General features: G+C 56.1%; 16 protein-coding genes and 1 other RNA gene. 9 read left to right on the forward strand and 8 right to left on the reverse strand.

From position 1 onward, the window contains the following. The first annotated feature begins 80 nt into the window (after window positions 1-80). The 3 genes from ACQY4Z_RS19170 to ACQY4Z_RS19180 all read left to right on the forward strand — a co-directional run bounded on the left by ACQY4Z_RS19170 (window position 81) and on the right by ACQY4Z_RS19180 (window position 2,370). Window positions 81-773 (forward strand): TerB family tellurite resistance protein, encoded by a 693-nt coding sequence (locus ACQY4Z_RS19170; RefSeq protein ID WP_428523941.1) that lies wholly within the window; start codon window positions 81-83, stop codon window positions 771-773. Then, the gene (locus ACQY4Z_RS19175; RefSeq protein WP_428523943.1) at window positions 770-1,531 is read left to right on the forward strand and encodes an N-acetylmuramoyl-L-alanine amidase; all 762 of its coding nucleotides are present in this window, start codon (window positions 770-772) and stop codon (window positions 1,529-1,531) included. Before ACQY4Z_RS19170 ends, ACQY4Z_RS19175 begins: the two co-directional genes overlap by 4 nt. Window positions 1,532-1,875: 344 nt before the next feature. Then, the gene (locus ACQY4Z_RS19180; protein ID WP_428529612.1) at window positions 1,876-2,370 is read left to right on the forward strand and encodes a lytic transglycosylase domain-containing protein; all 495 of its coding nucleotides are present in this window, start codon (window positions 1,876-1,878) and stop codon (window positions 2,368-2,370) included. 80 nt (window positions 2,371-2,450) lie between these two features. On the opposite strand, the gene ACQY4Z_RS19185 is transcribed toward ACQY4Z_RS19180, so the two are convergent. Then, window positions 2,451-3,113 carry a pyridoxamine 5'-phosphate oxidase family protein gene (locus ACQY4Z_RS19185; protein WP_428523945.1) on the reverse strand — a complete coding sequence of 221 codons (663 nt, stop codon included), beginning with the start codon at window positions 3,111-3,113 and terminating at the stop codon, window positions 2,451-2,453. Window positions 3,114-3,194: 81 nt separating this feature from the next. Between ACQY4Z_RS19185 and ACQY4Z_RS19190 the strand changes: the two genes are divergently transcribed. Next, on the forward strand, window positions 3,195-4,664 hold the full coding sequence (locus ACQY4Z_RS19190) for a PLP-dependent aminotransferase family protein (protein ID WP_428523947.1): 1,470 nt from the start codon (window positions 3,195-3,197) through the stop codon (window positions 4,662-4,664). A gap of 19 nt (window positions 4,665-4,683) precedes the next feature. On the opposite strand, the gene ACQY4Z_RS19195 is transcribed toward ACQY4Z_RS19190, so the two are convergent. The 3 genes from ACQY4Z_RS19195 to ACQY4Z_RS19205 form a co-directional block, all read right to left on the reverse strand. Further along, complete coding sequence (locus ACQY4Z_RS19195) at window positions 4,684-6,282, reverse strand: Na/Pi cotransporter family protein (protein WP_428523949.1); 1,599 nt, start codon at window positions 6,280-6,282, stop codon at window positions 4,684-4,686. Between the two features lie 132 nt (window positions 6,283-6,414). Continuing rightward, entirely contained in the window at window positions 6,415-7,068 is a 654-nt protein-coding gene (locus ACQY4Z_RS19200) for a 3-oxoacid CoA-transferase subunit B (RefSeq protein ID WP_055672181.1), read from the reverse strand. Next, the gene (locus tag ACQY4Z_RS19205; RefSeq protein WP_428523951.1) at window positions 7,068-7,721 is read right to left on the reverse strand and encodes a CoA transferase subunit A; all 654 of its coding nucleotides are present in this window, start codon (window positions 7,719-7,721) and stop codon (window positions 7,068-7,070) included. Before ACQY4Z_RS19205 ends, ACQY4Z_RS19200 begins: the two co-directional genes overlap by 1 nt. 243 nt (window positions 7,722-7,964) lie before the next feature. On the opposite strand from ACQY4Z_RS19205, the gene ACQY4Z_RS19210 reads away from it, so the two are divergent. Then, the gene (locus ACQY4Z_RS19210) at window positions 7,965-8,597 is read left to right on the forward strand and encodes a hypothetical protein (RefSeq protein ID WP_428523953.1); all 633 of its coding nucleotides are present in this window, start codon (window positions 7,965-7,967) and stop codon (window positions 8,595-8,597) included. A gap of 43 nt (window positions 8,598-8,640) precedes the next feature. Here ACQY4Z_RS19210 and ACQY4Z_RS19215 read toward each other — a convergent pair whose 3' ends face one another. Together ACQY4Z_RS19215 and ACQY4Z_RS19220 are read right to left on the reverse strand one after the other, a co-directional pair. Then, the gene (locus ACQY4Z_RS19215; RefSeq protein ID WP_428523955.1) at window positions 8,641-9,216 is read right to left on the reverse strand and encodes a TetR/AcrR family transcriptional regulator; all 576 of its coding nucleotides are present in this window, start codon (window positions 9,214-9,216) and stop codon (window positions 8,641-8,643) included. 52 nt (window positions 9,217-9,268) lie between these two features. Beyond that, window positions 9,269-9,838 carry a carboxymuconolactone decarboxylase family protein gene (locus ACQY4Z_RS19220; RefSeq protein WP_409692986.1) on the reverse strand — a complete coding sequence of 190 codons (570 nt, stop codon included), beginning with the start codon at window positions 9,836-9,838 and terminating at the stop codon, window positions 9,269-9,271. Window positions 9,839-10,109: 271 nt separating this feature from the next. Here ACQY4Z_RS19220 and ACQY4Z_RS19225 point away from each other — a divergent pair, with 271 nt between their 5' ends. From ACQY4Z_RS19225 to rnpB, 3 genes are all read left to right on the forward strand, one after another. Continuing rightward, window positions 10,110-10,709, forward strand: a complete 600-nt coding sequence (locus tag ACQY4Z_RS19225) for a Crp/Fnr family transcriptional regulator (RefSeq protein ID WP_428523957.1) — start codon at window positions 10,110-10,112, stop codon at window positions 10,707-10,709. A gap of 70 nt (window positions 10,710-10,779) precedes the next feature. Further along, window positions 10,780-11,508: an SDR family NAD(P)-dependent oxidoreductase gene (locus ACQY4Z_RS19230; RefSeq protein ID WP_428523959.1), complete on the forward strand. Its 729-nt coding sequence runs from the start codon at window positions 10,780-10,782 to the stop codon at window positions 11,506-11,508. Window positions 11,509-11,575: 67 nt separating this feature from the next. Beyond that, window positions 11,576-11,989: RNase P RNA component class A (rnpB, locus tag ACQY4Z_RS19235), an RNA gene on the forward strand. Between the two features lie 11 nt (window positions 11,990-12,000). Here the strand turns inward: rnpB and ACQY4Z_RS19240 are convergent. Further along, on the reverse strand, window positions 12,001-13,488 hold the full coding sequence (locus tag ACQY4Z_RS19240; protein WP_428523961.1) for a flavin-containing monooxygenase: 1,488 nt from the start codon (window positions 13,486-13,488) through the stop codon (window positions 12,001-12,003). Between the two features lie 26 nt (window positions 13,489-13,514). Beyond that, window positions 13,515-13,961, reverse strand: coding sequence for a cupin domain-containing protein (locus tag ACQY4Z_RS19245; RefSeq protein ID WP_428523963.1), 447 nt, complete (start codon window positions 13,959-13,961; stop codon window positions 13,515-13,517). Window positions 13,962-14,120: 159 nt separating this feature from the next. On the opposite strand from ACQY4Z_RS19245, the gene ACQY4Z_RS19250 reads away from it, so the two are divergent. Next, entirely contained in the window at window positions 14,121-15,122 is a 1,002-nt protein-coding gene (locus ACQY4Z_RS19250) for an AraC family transcriptional regulator (protein ID WP_428523965.1), read from the forward strand. The last annotated feature ends 93 nt before the right edge of the window (window positions 15,123-15,215 follow it).

The following is a 15,215-nucleotide window of genomic DNA, read 5'->3' on the forward strand; positions in this document are numbered from 1 at the left end:
TTATACCCGACCCCGGCGATTCCTGCTGCTCCGGGTTGGAGCTGAATGATCGGCAATCGAACCCTTAAGGGAGTTTACGTGTGAGCGTCTGGAGCAGCATCGGGAGTATTGTCGGTGCAATTGGATCTGGCGGTGCGCAGATTGTCGACAGGCTTGTGCAGCTCGTTTTGGCACGGCCAGAGGGAGCAAATACAGTCGGTTTTACAGTCGCGATGATCGCGCTTTCGGCAAAGATGGCCAAGGCTGACGGTGTTGTAACGGCCGATGAAGTTATTGCTTTTCGAGAACTCTTCGATGTTCCGTCGAACGAGGAAAAAAACGTCGCACGGCTGTTCAATCTTGCCCAAGAAGATGTTGCCGGTTTCGATGTTTACGCGAAGAAGCTCGCCGACCTTTTTCCCTATGATCGCAAAACCCTGCTCGATATTCTGGATGGCCTTTTTCACATTGCCAAAGCTGACGGCGTCGTGCACCAGAGCGAAATAAGCTACCTTTCGGAAGTGGCTAAGGTTTTTGGGCTGGATGAGCGAGAGTTTTCCAAAGTTCTTGCCCGCCATGTCCGCAAAGACGGTGATCCGTATGAAGTGTTGGGGATAGGTGTGCAGGCCAGTGATGCTGAATTAAAAGCTCACTACCGGCGGGAAGTTCAAGAAACCCATCCTGACCGGCTTATCGCCCGTGGAGTCCCGGAAGAATTTGTCCGGATCGCCAATGACCGCCTGGCCGCATTGAATGAGGCATGGGCGCAGATTTGCGCGGAAAGGGGCATATGAGCGTTGCGACTGATACCGGCGTCAAGGCACGTGTTCATCCTTCTCCGAACCATGGAGACCGTGCGGCGGATGCGCCGATTGATATGCTGATCCTGCACTACACTGGGATGCAGACCGGGGAAGAGGCTCTACAAAGACTGTGTGATCCGCGTTCTGAGGTTTCCGCACATTATGTCGTGCAGGAAGATGGCTCCATTTTGCAATGCGTCCCGGAAGCCCGGCGTGCCTGGCATGCCGGGAAGAGTTTTTGGAAGGGCGAGCGGGACATCAATTCAAGGTCGATCGGCATTGAAATGGTCAATCCTGGACATGAATTCGGTTATCGGTCCTTCGCCGAGCCTCAAATAGAGGCGGTCATTGCGCTTTGCGCTGATGTGTGTTCCCGGCATCAAATCCATCCGTGGATGGTTCTGGCGCATTCCGACATCGCTCCAAGCCGCAAAGAAGATCCAGGTGAATTGTTCCCTTGGGACAAGCTGGCTGCTGCCGGCGTTGGTCATTACGTGGAGCCAGAACCTATTGGTTCCGGGCTCTTCATGCAGGAGGGTGAAGAAGGCCAGCCCGTAGAAGCGTTGCAGTCCATGCTGGCGCTTTATGGATACGAAGTCGACATCAATGGCCGCTTTGATCGCCGTACGCGTGAGGTGGTGACGGCCTTTCAGCGCCACTTCCGCCCCGAGAAAGTTGACGGCGTAGTGGACGCTTCAACCATCGAAACGCTTCACAACCTTCTATCCAAGCTGCCATCTTTGAAATAGGTCTGGCTAAACCAAGTTTTGTGTAGTTCGGATGAGGCCCATTTCCGTCCGTTAATCCTTGATGAAAGTGGCGGGCACAATTTGCACAACTGTGCCCCGGTTTGGTCTGCGATGTGTCACAGCTCTGACACAAATTGCAGACTCTTCTGATGTTGCGATGCAAAAATCAGTAAAATTCTGAAATATATTGTAATAATTCGTGATTTTGCAGTGCAAAATTTCGTCCCATAGCTCGGCCATTTCTCCGCTCCGAAAACCTTACATCAAAAACCAAACGGGCTGGACGAATGTTACGGTCGATTAAAATAGCTACTGGGGCGCTGTGTGTTTTCGCCCAAACTCTCATGATCCCGGCGCAAGCCATCGCTGCTGATCCGCGGACTGTGCTCAATGAATACGGCGGCAACCGCAATCTTGCATCGCTTTCCTCAGGCGCAAAAGCCACCAAGACGGGAAATCCCCGCAAAGACAAATATGCGAGCCTCATCCGCAAGGCAGCCAAGAAGCATGGCGTGCCGATTAAGATCGCGAAAGCGGTTGTTGAGGTCGAGAGCAACTTCAATTCACGGGCCCGCGGGGCTGCTGGCGAAGTTGGCCTGATGCAGATCAAGCCGGCGACAGCGCGCGGTATGGGGTATCGCGGATCCACTAAAGCGCTTTACCACCCGGAGACCAATCTCGAGTGGGGGATGAAGTACCTCGCAGGCGCACACGAACGGGCCAATGGCGATTTGTGCGGAACCATTCTGCGTTACAACGCTGGTCACTATGCCAAGCGCATGAACCCGATCAGCCGCCGCTATTGCAAAAAAGTACAGCGGATCCTGGCGTCCAGCTAACTAGTGACAGGGCGGTCACTCGTGGGCATTGAAAACCCCGTTGCCGGCGCAGCGGGGTTTTTCTTTTTTCAGCTTCTTGGTCAGGCAAATTTCTGACGTGCTGCCAGAATGGAAGCCGGTGGCTCAATCCCGTCCGGTACATCCGTTGCTGCATAGGGTCGGCCGAAACCGGTGGCGACCGGGACTATTCCGGCCCAAATGTCCGTGCCGATATCAATCGGATCGTCGACCGGAGGGCCTGTGCGTACCTTGGTACTCATGTGCTCCACATCGAGAACCAACACACCCGTGGCTTTAAGTTCCTTCGGCAACATCTCGCGGCATTCCGCCCACCGGCCCGGGGCCATGTGATCGGTAATCGCCGCAAGGGCGATATTCTTTTCTTCTAGATCTTCTACAAGACGCGCGGTCCCATGAACGATCACACACCGAAAGTTCATGGAGTGATGGAAAGCGGACCGGCCAAACACCAGGCCGTCCAACAGGGTTACCTCGAGGCTTGCAGGGACACCGGCCTTGTTGTCCTTGATAATCCGAGTGGTGCTGGCCCCATGAATGTAGAGCTTGTCGCCGATGCGTGCGTAGACCATCGGGATAACCATCGGGCGTCCTTCATGGATGAAGCCGCAATGCGCGACCAGACCGGCATCCAGAATTTCGTATGCCAGATCCTTGTCGTACCCGCCCCGGTTCATTTGCCGGATTTTGGCGTATGGGGGCAGATCGGGTTTTTCGTGTTTCATTGGTTCTTCTCGGATCGCGTTCTTGTGTATGCCGGTTATGATCGATAATCTGGCTCCATAGAAAGGTCCGGTTTTGAAAAAATGAAAGTACCAGAACTGCTCGAAGGTGTCTGTGATCTGGACCGGTCATCGTCTGTTCCACTCAGCCAGCAAATTTACAGAGCGTTGCGCGAGGCGGTCGGGCAGGGGCGCTTGAAAGCGGGCATGCGTTTACCATCGTCACGCAGTTTTGCGCAGCAACAACGGATTTCGCGGAACACGGTCAACACGGCCTATGAGCTTTTAAAGGCCGAGGGGATTGTGGAGGTAAGTGCAGGCGTTGCGCCAGTGATTGTTGGCGGCACCGCACCTGATGGCACCCAAATACAAAGCTCAATCACTGTGCCTCCGCGCGGGCTTTCCAAACGGGGGAACCAGCTCGCGAAGAACCTGCGTGGCGACAGCTGGGGTCAGCGCCATGAAGCGCTTCAGCCGGGTGCGCCTGCATTGGATATCTTTCCCTATGAAAACTGGGCACGCTGTCTGCGCAGAGCTGTGCGAACGGTTCGGACGCCCGATCTGCTCTATCAGCATCCATCGGGTTATCCGGCTTTGAAAGCGATCCTTGCGGATTATCTTGCAAGTGAGCGCGGCGTCCGTGCCACAGCGGACCAGATCCTGATCGTTCCCTCAATGCAGGCGGCGCTTGCGGGCATTTCCCAGGCTCTCTCAGATCCTGGCGATACGGCCTGGATTGAGGATCCAGGCTATATGGGCGCGCGAACAGCCTTTCATGGCGCTGGATTGAACATCCGGGGTTTGCCGGTGGATGAGTATGGGGTTCTGCCGGATGGCCTCGAGAATGAAAGCCCGCACCCACGTCTGATCTATGTCACCCCCTCTCATCAGTATCCGTTCGGGGCCCGGTTGCCGCTCGCCCGGCGGCTCGCCTTGATCGAGAACGCGTCCCGAATGGGCGCGACAATTCTGGAAGACGATTACGACAGCGAGTTTCTTTTTGAAGGCCGCCCGGTGGCTGCGCTTCAAGGGCTCGCAGGGGGTGGGGAGGTGATCTATCTCGGCACCTTCTCAAAGAGCCTGCTGCCGGGGCTTCGGGTGTCTTATGCCGTTGCGCCGGAGGACCTAAGTGGTCCTTTGGCGGGAGTTTTTCGGAACATGGGGCAGCTGGCCAATGTGCATGCCCAGATCGCGCTCGCCGACTTCATCGACAGCGGGCATTACCGGGCGCACCTGAAACGGATCCGGTCCGTCTACCAGCAACGGGGCAACGACCTCGTCGCGGCGCTCAAAGAAGAACTGGGCAATGCCGTATCTGTCGAGCTGCCGCTCGGCAATGTGCAGGTGACTGTCCGCTTTAACGAAGACTTGGATGATCGGAAGGTCGCGCGCGGCATGCAAGCCCGCGGTTTTTCCGTCTCACCGTTGTCCGTCTGTTATCTGGATGCAGCACCTGAGCCTGGATTGATTATCGGATTTGCCGGGGCAACAGAGGATCAAATTCGTGGCGGCGTTCGGGCGTTGTCCGATCAATTGAGCGCGCGCCGAGGCTGAAGCCGGATCGGATATGTGGTCAGGTTTTATCCAACTCCATCTCAAGACGCGCGTCGGTCTTGGGAGCCTCGCCGTTTCTTCCGTCCACGAGATGCACCGAGATCCGCCATAAATGATAGGTGGAACGATGTAGCCAGCGGATACTGTCGACACGGGCGATGGCTTCTTCCAACCCAACCTGATCGTTGGCGGCCTGGTTCAAGGTGTTTTCCCGGGTGAGCCGGCGTTCTTCTCGAAATGCCTGCCGAAGCGCATCAAATTCGGCGGAAACGGCAGGGTCCCCCTTAGCGTCATTGAAACGTCCCGCGAGGCCGGAAAGCTGGTGTCCGAAACGGGAGAGGAGCTCTGTTGTTCGGATCGTCTCGATCCGGTCGCTCTGGCGGAGCCGGTCGGTCAGCCGGTCCATATGGTCGAGTGCGTGCAAAAGGTGAATGTGGTCTGCATTGGCGGCAGGATCTTCTTGCCCGGTCTTGATGCGATCCAAATAGGACCGGAGGGATGTGTTCGTCTGTTCAAATGCATCAATAGAAACCGGCCGGATTTCCCTTGGCTCCGCCCCAAGCGCATCTGAGACTGCTCCGAAAAGCAGTTTTGCCTGATCCTGAACGGCTGCGCGCGCGGCATCCAAAGCGGCTTCCGGATCTTTCAAGAGGCGATCATCCAACCGCTCGGCCGGGTCTTCTCCCTTGGACGGGATCAGCCAGATGATCAACCGCGCGAAGTGCTTTGTCACGCCAAGGACGGCCAAGACACCGATGAGGTTAAACACTGTATGGAAACCGACCAGCGCTATCTGGGGGTCTATGTGCGGCCCGGCGGCCGCGTACAGCCAGCCAAGCGGCACCAGGAGGCAAAACGCGATCAAACCGGTCATCAGATTATAAACGACGTGCGCAAATCCTGTGCGGCGGGATGCGACCGATCCGCCGACGGTTGCGAGCGCTGCGGTCGCTGTAGTTCCTACGTCCATCCCAATGACAAGGGCGGCAGCCTGCGGGAAGGAAATTGCTCCAACCGTCAGGGCTGCCAGTGCTGTTGCAACACCTGCGCTTGAGGATTGGGTGATGAGCGTAATCACCACCCCGATCAGGACCAGTTGAACGCGTCCAAAAAAGGTGTCGCCGGGAAAATCATCCGGAGTGATACGGCCTTCCAGAATGGAAAAGCCCTGGGTCAATGTATCGATGCCGACGAACAGAAGGCCAAACCCGGCAATGGCCAACCCGAAGGGTTGCCAGCGGTCACGGCCGAAAAGCTGCAAAAGAACACCGAAAAAGATCAAAGGCTGCGCGAGCAGGCCGATCTTGAGCTTGAAGCCGAGGAGGGCGACCATCCAGCCCGTAATCGTGGTGCCAATGTTTGCCCCGAAGATGACGCCAAGGGCCTGCGGAAACGTCATAAGCCCTGCACTGACGAAACCAACGGTCGCGACGGTGGTCGCACTTGAAGACTGCAACAAGGCTGTTGCCAGTGCGCCGGAGAGGGCGCCGGTTGCGGGCGTGCTGGTTGAGTTTTGAATGTACTGGCGGAGCCGGTTTCCCGCGAGCTGCCGCAATCCCCGGGTCATGAGGTGCATGCCCAGAAGAAACAGGCCGAGCCCGCCAAGGACGGTTATCACGGATTGGATCATGCCCCGAATTTAGGGGTGTTCCGAGCCGCCTCGCATCTGAAGATATACCTATAACCCTGACCTGGACGGCAACGCCGCTGATGTCTAGTCATGTTGCCGTCTTGGGCGGCTGTTGGTTGTTCAGGCGAGCTTCATTTGCGGCACGTCGCCCCGAATGATCAGGCTGGCTTCTGTTGCCGAAATAACATCATCGACGCTGGCACCTGGCCCGACTTCTTTCAGGAGAAGTCCCTCTTCTGTTGGTTCAATCACGGCCATTTCAGTGACGATCAGGCTGACCCGGCGCTGGGCTGTCAGCGGTAACTGGCATTCGTGAAGGATCTTCGGTTTGCCCTTCGCGGTATGAACCATGGCAACGATCACGTTCTTTGCACCGGCGACCAGATCCATCGCGCCGCCCATGCCCGGCACCATCTTTCCCGGGATCATCCAGTTTGCCAGAAAACCCCGTTCATCGACCTGAAGGCCGCCGAGTACAGTCGTGTCGAGATGGCCACCGCGGATCAGGCCGAAACTCATGGCGCTGTCGATCGACGCCGCGCCCGGAACCGCTGTCACAAATCCGCCGCCCGCATCGGTGAGGTCGGGATCCTCCATGCCCTCCGGTGGCCGTGCTCCAAGTCCGATCACGCCATTTTCCGCCTGGAAGAAGACGTGCACTTCTTTCGGCAGGTAATTGGCGACCATTGAGGGCAGACCGATCCCGAGATTGACCAGCGTGTCCGGCTGGATTTCCTGGGCAACCCGGCGGGCGATGATTTCCTTGGCATCCATCAGTGAGCCCTCTCCAACAAGTGATCCACCAGAATTCCCGGGGTCTTGACGGAATCCGGCGAGATGACGCCGACCGGGACAATCGTTTGAGGTTCGGCAATCACGGTCGCACCGGCCATGGCCATGATCGGGTTGAAGTTATGCGCGGTCAGCGAATATTCGAGGTTGCCGACATAATCGGCCTGATGCGCGGCAATCAGCGCATAATCCCCGCCAAGCGGTTCTTCCAGGAGATAGTCCTTGCCGTTGACCGTAACGGTTTGCTTGCCGTTTTCGACAGGCGTTCCGATGCCGGTGGGGGTCAGAATGCCGCCAAGTCCAACACCGGCCGCACGAATCCGTTCCACCAGCGTGCCCTGAGGGACGAGATCCACCTCGATCTCACCGGAAATCATCTTCTGCTGTGTTTCAGGATTGAGGCCGATATGCGAAGCGATTACCTTGGACACACAGCCGGAGGTGATCAGTTTGCCGATCCCTTTGCCCGGCATGGCCGTGTCGTTGGCGATCACGATCATGTCTTTGGCACCGCGTTCGACCAGTGCATCTATCAGCCGATGCGGCGTTCCGACACCCATAAAGCCGCCGATCAGCAAGGAAGAGCCGTCCGGTATCATTTCGGCAGCTTCCGCCGCCTTGACCGCATGTTTCATAAATGCGTCCCCGCATTGTAATCCATCTTCCCAAGGTTAATGCCCTGAGAATGACAGGAAAATGAAGATGGTGCGATGCGGTATTATTACGGACTTAGTGTGCTCCATGCGCCTCTCTCAATAACATGAGGCATCGTAGAGATTGATTGCAAAATATATTAATGTATATTTTTAAGTGTATGATGGGTTTTTTCGGAAACACCGATAGTTGATCTGCACACAGTTCATTTTTTGGGTGATGCTATGAAATTATTGAGCGCGGCGCACTTATTGAAAGAGGTCTATAACGATCCCGGGGCTCTTGATGTTGATGAGCAAATCGACATTAACGGCGTTCAGGCTTACGTTTTGAAAGGTGGAATTCTGGTCATTCCGGGGACCAATGAATTCAGTGACTGGTTTGACTTCAACTTTGATGTTTTCGATCGCGATGGTTCCGAGACCCATGGGTTTTCGGTGGTTAGCGGCGACAGTGGCGTAAAGTGGCACGCAGGCTTTCTCGAGCATGCTCAGTATGTTTACGCATTTGCAAAACCTCAGAAATTGAAACTTGTAATTGGACATAGTCTCGGTGCTGCTTCTGCACAGATTGTTGGCTGGTCATTAGGGTTGCCGACGATTGCATTTGCATCGCCAAAAACATGCCGTGGTGTCTCCAAGCTCGATGGGACCGATCGTGTGCTGAACTTATGTCGTTCAGATGACACGGTGTGTCATGTCCCGCCTGGCTTTTTGCGGTTTAAACATGTTGGGAAGACAATCTGGATGAATCCCAAGGGGATTGATTTCGGCGAAGATCACCGCATTGATGAGTACATAGAGTTAATGACCGATCCACGCTTCGAAGATAAACTTCCAAAGACGTGGCCTGACTAACGTCTCAAATGCTCCGTCAGGACGCCGCCAATTCGTCGGTGAATCAGAGTGTTTTGTGCAGGGAGCTTGCTGCGAATTCTGCGGCAGCTCGGATCGAGTTGCCATCGTGTCCCGTGCGCGCCATCGCGTTGAGGCCGAGAAGTATCGTCAGGACATAAGCCGCCAGTTCGCGTGCACGATCCAAAGGGAGGTCTGGATCGGTTTGCAGACGTTCTGTGAGCCGGGCTTCCAAATGTGCCATACGCTCCGAAACGGCTTCGGACGCTTCAACTTTGGACGTGCTTGTGCCTGCGGATGACAGCAGTAAACACCCTCGGAACGGGTTTTCCGACATGAAACGGCCGACATGGCGCAAGAAATCTGCGACTCCATCAATCGCGGTTTCAGCCGGTTCCAGATTGGACAGGCCGGGTTCAGTGACACCATTCCAGTATCGGTCCATTACGGTTTGGAAGACGTCGTCCTTGCTCCCGAAGGAGGCATAGAAACTGCCGCGCTTGATGCCGGCAGCTGATTGCAGGTCATCTACGGATGTCCCGCCGTAGCCCTTGGTCCAGAACACGTCGACAAACGCGTCCATTGCGGCCTCTTCATCAAAACTCTTCGGTCTTCCTGCCATATCCGATCATCGATTTGCGGCCCGGCCGGCAAGATGCCGGCCGGGGACGGGGTTATTCTGCAGCTTCGCGAGCCGGCGGTGTCCATGCAAATTTTTCGAACACCTTGTCGACCGGCGTTTCTGCAAGGTGATTGACATAGTTCGACATGACCTTCTGGGCCAGCCCAAGAATGATGTCGAGCACATTGCGTTTGGTAAAGCCGGCGTCAAGAAACGTTTGGACATCGGCGTCACTGACATGCCCGCGTTGACGCACAACCTTCAGCGTGAAGTCACGAAGGGCTTCCAGACGCGGGTCCGCCAGCGGTGTGTTGTCGCGCAGCGCATCAATTACGTCCTGCGGCACCTTTTGCATGTGTGCAATTCCAGTGTGAGCCGGAACACAGTAGTGGCACTCGTGCTCGACGTTGATGGTCAACCAAACGACGTTTTGTTCGACCGTTGAGAGGCTTGTCTGCTGGAACAGCTCATGAAGCTTTTGATAAGCCTCAAGGTGTTGCGGCGACTCAGACATCACTGCGTGCAGGCCCGGGATCCGGCCAAATGCCTTTTCAGATCTTTCCAGAAGTTCAGCGCCGCCTTCCGGGGCTGTTTCCTTGGTGTGCAATTGAAAGTCAGTCATTGAATTCTCCATCGAGTGGCGCGATTGCCAGACCACAGATAGGTATTCTGTACTCAGTAGTCAAAAATATACTTTCCGTCAGGAATGGCTGTAGTCAGCCGATTTTTGAGTGGGTCAAGAAAACGTGTTGGTGAGGTGAGGGGGCGTGATGGGCAATGCGCGACTAGACATGCAGCTAAATCGCGGCGCATAAATCCGCCCTGTTTGGTGTTTTATCAGTCCCTTCGAAGCACCATCTGGTTGGCGCGTGATGGGAGAAAACGGGATAGACATGACCCAGTCGCCAGTGACCATGTTCAATGGGTGGCTCCGGCAAAGCGGTGGTTTGCCGGCTCAAAGTGCCGACGTAGCTTTGGACGCTTCGGTGGTCCGGCGTTTTCAGGCTGATGATGTTCTGTTTTCCGCCGGCGATCGGCCCGACGTCCTTTATTTCATCCAATCGGGCTTGGTGCGTTTTTTCTACCTCACGGATGACGGCAAGGAGTTTAACAAGAACTTCGTCGCTGCGGGCAGCGTGGTAACCAGCCTGTCGACATTCCTTTCCGGTGTGCCGAGCCCGTTTTTCACACAGGCGTTGGAAGACACAGTCACAATTGCCTTGCCGATGGAGTTTGTGCGCCAGCAGATTGAGGCCGACATCCACTGGGAACGGTTGTTGAGCCGGTCCGTTGCCATGCTGGCGCTCAAGAAGGAGCAGCGGGAAGCGTCTTTTCTTCTTCAGGATGCGGGTGCGCGATATGAGGCATTTCTGGACGACTTTTCAGATCTTGCTCCCAGATTGCCGCAATATCATATCGCCTCATATCTCGGGATTACGCCGGTCGCGCTTTCGCGCATTCGGGCCCGCCGCGGCAAGCAGCGCGCTTCTTAACCGGGTTAATGCAGTGCCCAGCTTAAAATCGGTATCGCTCCTGTCAAAGTTTTATCAGGAGACAAAAGACATGAGTACTGAAAAGACAATCGTGATTACCGGCGGCGGCATCGGTCTTGGGGCGCAGCTGACCCGTCTTTATGGGCATGCCGGACATCGCGTGATCATTTGCGGGCGGACGGAAAGTGCACTTCGGGCCGCAGAAGACAATGGCAAAGTGCACTCCTTTTGCCTTGATCTGACGGACCCGGGCGACCGGCGCCGGTTTGTTGAAGGAATTTATGACCTGGATCGGCCGATCGACCTCCTGATCAACAATGCCGGTATTCAACAAGCGGTCGATTTTGCGATTGGCAGTGCGTCGCCTGAGCTTGTCGAAGCTGAGATGTCGATCAACTTGCAAGCGCCGATCGAATTGACATCAGATCTGCTGCCGCTCTTGAAACAAGCGGCATCTGCACGCGTTGCCTTCGTTACATCGGCGCTGGGCCGGGTGCCGAAGCAATCGACACCGGTCTATTGTGCAACGAAAGCCGGGTTGTCGGCGTTTGCCCGCAGCCTACGGTATCAACTTGAAAAGACCGGCATTGGCGTTACGGACATCGTGCCGGATCTCCTGAGAACGCGCATGGCTGCCGGACGGGAACAGTCCGCGTTGTCAGCTCTCGATGCTGCCCAAACCATCGTCCGAGGGCTGTCGGCTGGACAAGATGAAATCCGGCTGGGCCGGGTTCCGGTCCTTTACACCTTGCACCGCTTCTTGCCGTCCGTTGCCTACAAGATGCTGAAAGCAGCTTGATGGAGAAGCGGGGATTGCATGGCGGCTCGCTTGACCTTGTTTTAAAAGCAACTTAAGTCCCGGAGCGCCAGTCGGCCGGACAGCCGCTGCCGCAAGTGCCGAAAGGCCGCGGGGGAGGAAAGTCCGGGCTCCATGGAGACACGGTGCCGGGTAACGCCCGGCGAGGGCGACCTTAGGGAAAGTGCCACAGAAAGCAAACCGCTCCGGCTTTGCCGGAGTAAGGGTGAAAGGGTGGGGTAAGAGCCCACCGCGCCTCTGGTAACAGCGGCGGCACGGTAAACCCCACCGGGAGCAAGACCGAATAGGGACAACGCGGACCCTGGAGCAATCCAAGGCCCAGGCCGGTTTCCAGGCCAGTTGTCCGGGTTGGTTGCGTGAGGCGTCTGGCAACAGGCGTCCCAGATGAATGGCTGTCACGTCCGCGCAGATCTACGGATTGGCGTGGGCCATACAGAACCCGGCTTATAGGCCGACTGGCATTATTCCTTTACTCTATCCAGCCATATATTGCGGCGTGCTGGCGAGATATCCGCCATAAGCATCCGCATTCGGATAGGAGAACTGTTCGGCAAGCGGATTGGATCGTTTGGTCTTTGTGGCGCCCATATCCGCCAGCAGCTCATCGAAGTGCCGGAAGTGGAACGGGGCCGAACACAGGCCGCCATAGACCTGTGCAGCGGGCCGCTCCTTGCGCCGCCAACCGAGCATCATGTCGATGTTGTCCCGCATTTGCCTGTCAGTTGGCTGATTTGCGAGCTGACCGTCTGCGAAGCGCACCAGCCAGTTTGCAATCATTTCCGCCGACAGGATTGTGCAGAAACTGGAGTTGAAACCGACAAAGCCCATGTCGGGCAGATCCGGGTTCACTGACAAGCGGTAGACACGGTATTGGCCATCCGGCTCGATCAGCTTGTCCTGATACCCTTTGGCGAGATAAGGCACGCCCAGTTTCCAGCCAACAGCAAGAACCGAAACATCACAGGGCACCCGGTCCCCGGTGGTCAACACCGCATGGCCGTCCTCATAATGGTCGATGGTTCCCCGTACCGGCTTGATCGTCCCGGCTTCGAAGCCTTCGAAGAGGCCCGGCGTCACGATCGGCAGGGAACAAGAGGCGTCCTTCTCGATCGGCACATCCGGTACCATGTCCCACTTTTTCAGCTTCAACTGGGTTTTGAGCATCATTTCCAATCCGCGGAAATTGGCCCAAATGAGCGGCTTGAACAGCGCGGACAGGATCTTGCCGGTGATCGACGGGTTCCAGCCGTTGAATTGCAGCTCCTGCGCCCGCATGTACAACAGCCGCTTGAAGTTGATGCCACCAATGAAATACGGCACACGCCAAACCGGTTCGCGGTAGACCAGTGTCACCGATTTTGCGCCGTTCTTGGCGGCATTGACCGCAATGTCCGTGGCTGATTTTGAACCGCCTAGCACGACCACGTTTTTGCCGGCCGCTAAGCTGCTGTCCGTGTAGTCCGAACTGTGCATGACCTGTCCGCCAGTCTGGACAAAGGCCTCCTGTCCCGGGTGGGAGATGATGTTCTTGTCCGAAAACTGACCTGTGCACACAGCGACAAAGTCAAAATCCTGGGTCCAGGTTTTGCCCGCTGCTTCCAGCTTTAAGGTCCAGCCCTGCTGACCGCCGGCCCGCCGGTCCATGGATAGAACTGTCGTGTTCAGCCGGAACAAACGCGCCAGATTGTGTTTCTTCGCATAAGCATGAACATAGGCATGGACTTGAGGACCCTTCGGCCATTCCGGATAGTCGTCCGGCATTGGCAGATCGGTGAACCGGTAAAGATCTTTTGGTGATTGGGTCTGCACATCCGGATAGGACCGGGACAGCTCCCAGACCCCGCCGAAATCGTGACTTCGTTCAAATCCGAGAACACGGTGACCGCGTTCGTCGAAGGCTTTGGCAGCCGCAAGACCGCTCACGCCGCCACCAATGACGGCGACTGTTTTCCGTTTTGTCATGTCTTCCCCTCCAGAATGCGCGGCGATCAGGCCTGATCGGGCGGGGGTAGGAAATCAACTTCGTGCAAAGCGGAAAGGCGCACGAGTTCTTCCGGATCCGTGACACCGTTCAAGGCGCCGAACAAATCGAAGAGCTTCCGGGCTGGCGCGACGCCGAAGACGCAGGTCGCGGTCTTGCCGGACCGATTGAAAATGCCGTGGGCTTCGCCCATGGGCATGCGCACCGTGTCGCCTGGACCTGCCTTATGGACGTTGCCACCCATTTCGACCTCCAGTTCCCCCTCCAGCATGACGATCCATTCGTCCTGGGTCGGGTGAATATGCGGCGGTACGAACGTTTCCGCCGGCACCACGGCATGCCAGATGAAGGCGTTGGTGCTGTGGACCTTGGGTGTGTATGTGTGGCCAACGACGTTCCAGCTGACGCCGTCGAGCCCGTCTTTGGATGCGGTAATCCCGGCTCCGTTCTGCATTTTTATGTCCCCTCTCTTTCAAGACAGGATCAGGCTAACGCTGAAAGGCCCGGACTTTTTATCCAGATTACGAAATTAGTTTGATGAGAGCTGCGAATTGCCGCATTGCAGCAGCGAGAACGCTTGATCCTGCGGTAAAGCCGGAGGCATCATTCGGATATGATGGTTCAACCGCAAAGGCCCCCACCGCTGAGTGACTTCCGCCGCTTTCAGACCTTAGATGTTGATGCGGCCCGGGACATCGTTGCGCGCCACTTCTGTAGTCATAAGCTGGAGCGGCAATCCTCCGATGACAGGTTCGACGCCTGCCAGCACCGGGTTACCGGAGAGCATGTCTCGCTCAATTACCTACGCTATGGCGGTGACGTGACGATTGAGCCGGGCGAGCTGACCCGATTTTTTCTGATCCAGATCCCGCTTACCGGTGCTGCCGAAATCACCAACGGCTGCCAGGCCGTGGCGTCTAACACGCAGACAGCCTCCATCCTCAATCCTGACCGCCATACGGTGATGCGCTGGCATTCGGGTTGCGAGCAATTGCTGGTTCAGATTGATCGGCAGTTTGTGGACGACGTTGCCTCTAGTATCGCGGGTATGGATTTGGGCGCCCAGCTGCGGTTTGCGCCGGAATTTCTTCTGAAACGACCGGAAGCACACCAATGGATGCGCAAACTGTGGGGGCTGGTTCATGCTGCTGAGAATGGAGAGCTGTTTGGATCAGACAACCGCACGTCCCAACTGTATCTCGAAGAAGAACTGATCGTTTCTCTGCTTGAGGTACAAGAGAACACGGCTTCCGTCTTACTCTCTCATGAAACGCAAAAGTCCGGACCTGCCATCCTGAAGCGGGCCGTTGATATGATCCATGACCGGATGAGGGAAGATTTCAGTCTGATAGAGCTTAGCAATCATGCCGGAACCACTCCGCGCAACTTGCAGCTGGTCTTCAAACGCGAAATGGGCCTCACACCTGTTCAATATTTGCAGCAGTGCCGCCTGAACCTGGCCCGTCATTTGTTGCTTGCCCGAAATGGCGACCTCCCTGTCAGCGACGTCGCTGAATTATCAGGGCATCGTCATCTTGGGCGGTTTTCTGTTGCCTATAAGAAGCGCTTCGGAGAGTCCCCAAAGGCAACCGCTCGCAGCCGCGTGTTCTGCTGATGCAGCCGATAGCCAAATAAATTTTGAACTTCTCGGGAATGAAATCTGTTCTCAAGTGTTGTGATCAGTTTTACCAAGTAATCATTGCCTCAA

Source organism: Roseibium sp., from assembly GCF_965276855.1.
GTDB lineage: Bacteria > Pseudomonadota > Alphaproteobacteria > Rhizobiales > Stappiaceae > Roseibium.

Excerpts from the sequence above, each read along its gene's own strand:
- ACQY4Z_RS19180 (WP_428529612.1), top strand. The coding sequence starts at position 1,876 with ATGATCCCGGCGCAAGCCATCGCTGCTGATCCGCGGACTGTGCTCAAT.
- ACQY4Z_RS19190 (WP_428523947.1), top strand. The coding sequence starts at position 3,195 with ATGAAAGTACCAGAACTGCTCGAAGGTGTCTGTGATCTGGACCGGTCA.
- ACQY4Z_RS19240 (WP_428523961.1), bottom strand. The coding sequence starts at position 13,488 with ATGACAAAACGGAAAACAGTCGCCGTCATTGGTGGCGGCGTGAGCGGT.
- ACQY4Z_RS19225 (WP_428523957.1), top strand. The coding sequence starts at position 10,110 with ATGACCCAGTCGCCAGTGACCATGTTCAATGGGTGGCTCCGGCAAAGC.
- ACQY4Z_RS19175 (WP_428523943.1), top strand. The coding sequence starts at position 770 with ATGAGCGTTGCGACTGATACCGGCGTCAAGGCACGTGTTCATCCTTCT.
- ACQY4Z_RS19200 (WP_055672181.1), bottom strand. The coding sequence starts at position 7,068 with ATGGATGCCAAGGAAATCATCGCCCGCCGGGTTGCCCAGGAAATCCAG.
- ACQY4Z_RS19230 (WP_428523959.1), top strand. The coding sequence starts at position 10,780 with ATGAGTACTGAAAAGACAATCGTGATTACCGGCGGCGGCATCGGTCTT.
- ACQY4Z_RS19185 (WP_428523945.1), bottom strand. The coding sequence starts at position 3,113 with ATGAAACACGAAAAACCCGATCTGCCCCCATACGCCAAAATCCGGCAA.
- ACQY4Z_RS19220 (WP_409692986.1), bottom strand. The coding sequence starts at position 9,838 with ATGACTGACTTTCAATTGCACACCAAGGAAACAGCCCCGGAAGGCGGC.
- ACQY4Z_RS19215 (WP_428523955.1), bottom strand. The coding sequence starts at position 9,216 with ATGGCAGGAAGACCGAAGAGTTTTGATGAAGAGGCCGCAATGGACGCG.
- ACQY4Z_RS19250 (WP_428523965.1), top strand. The coding sequence starts at position 14,121 with ATGATGGTTCAACCGCAAAGGCCCCCACCGCTGAGTGACTTCCGCCGC.
- ACQY4Z_RS19205 (WP_428523951.1), bottom strand. The coding sequence starts at position 7,721 with ATGAAACATGCGGTCAAGGCGGCGGAAGCTGCCGAAATGATACCGGAC.
- ACQY4Z_RS19245 (WP_428523963.1), bottom strand. The coding sequence starts at position 13,961 with ATGCAGAACGGAGCCGGGATTACCGCATCCAAAGACGGGCTCGACGGC.
- ACQY4Z_RS19210 (WP_428523953.1), top strand. The coding sequence starts at position 7,965 with ATGAAATTATTGAGCGCGGCGCACTTATTGAAAGAGGTCTATAACGAT.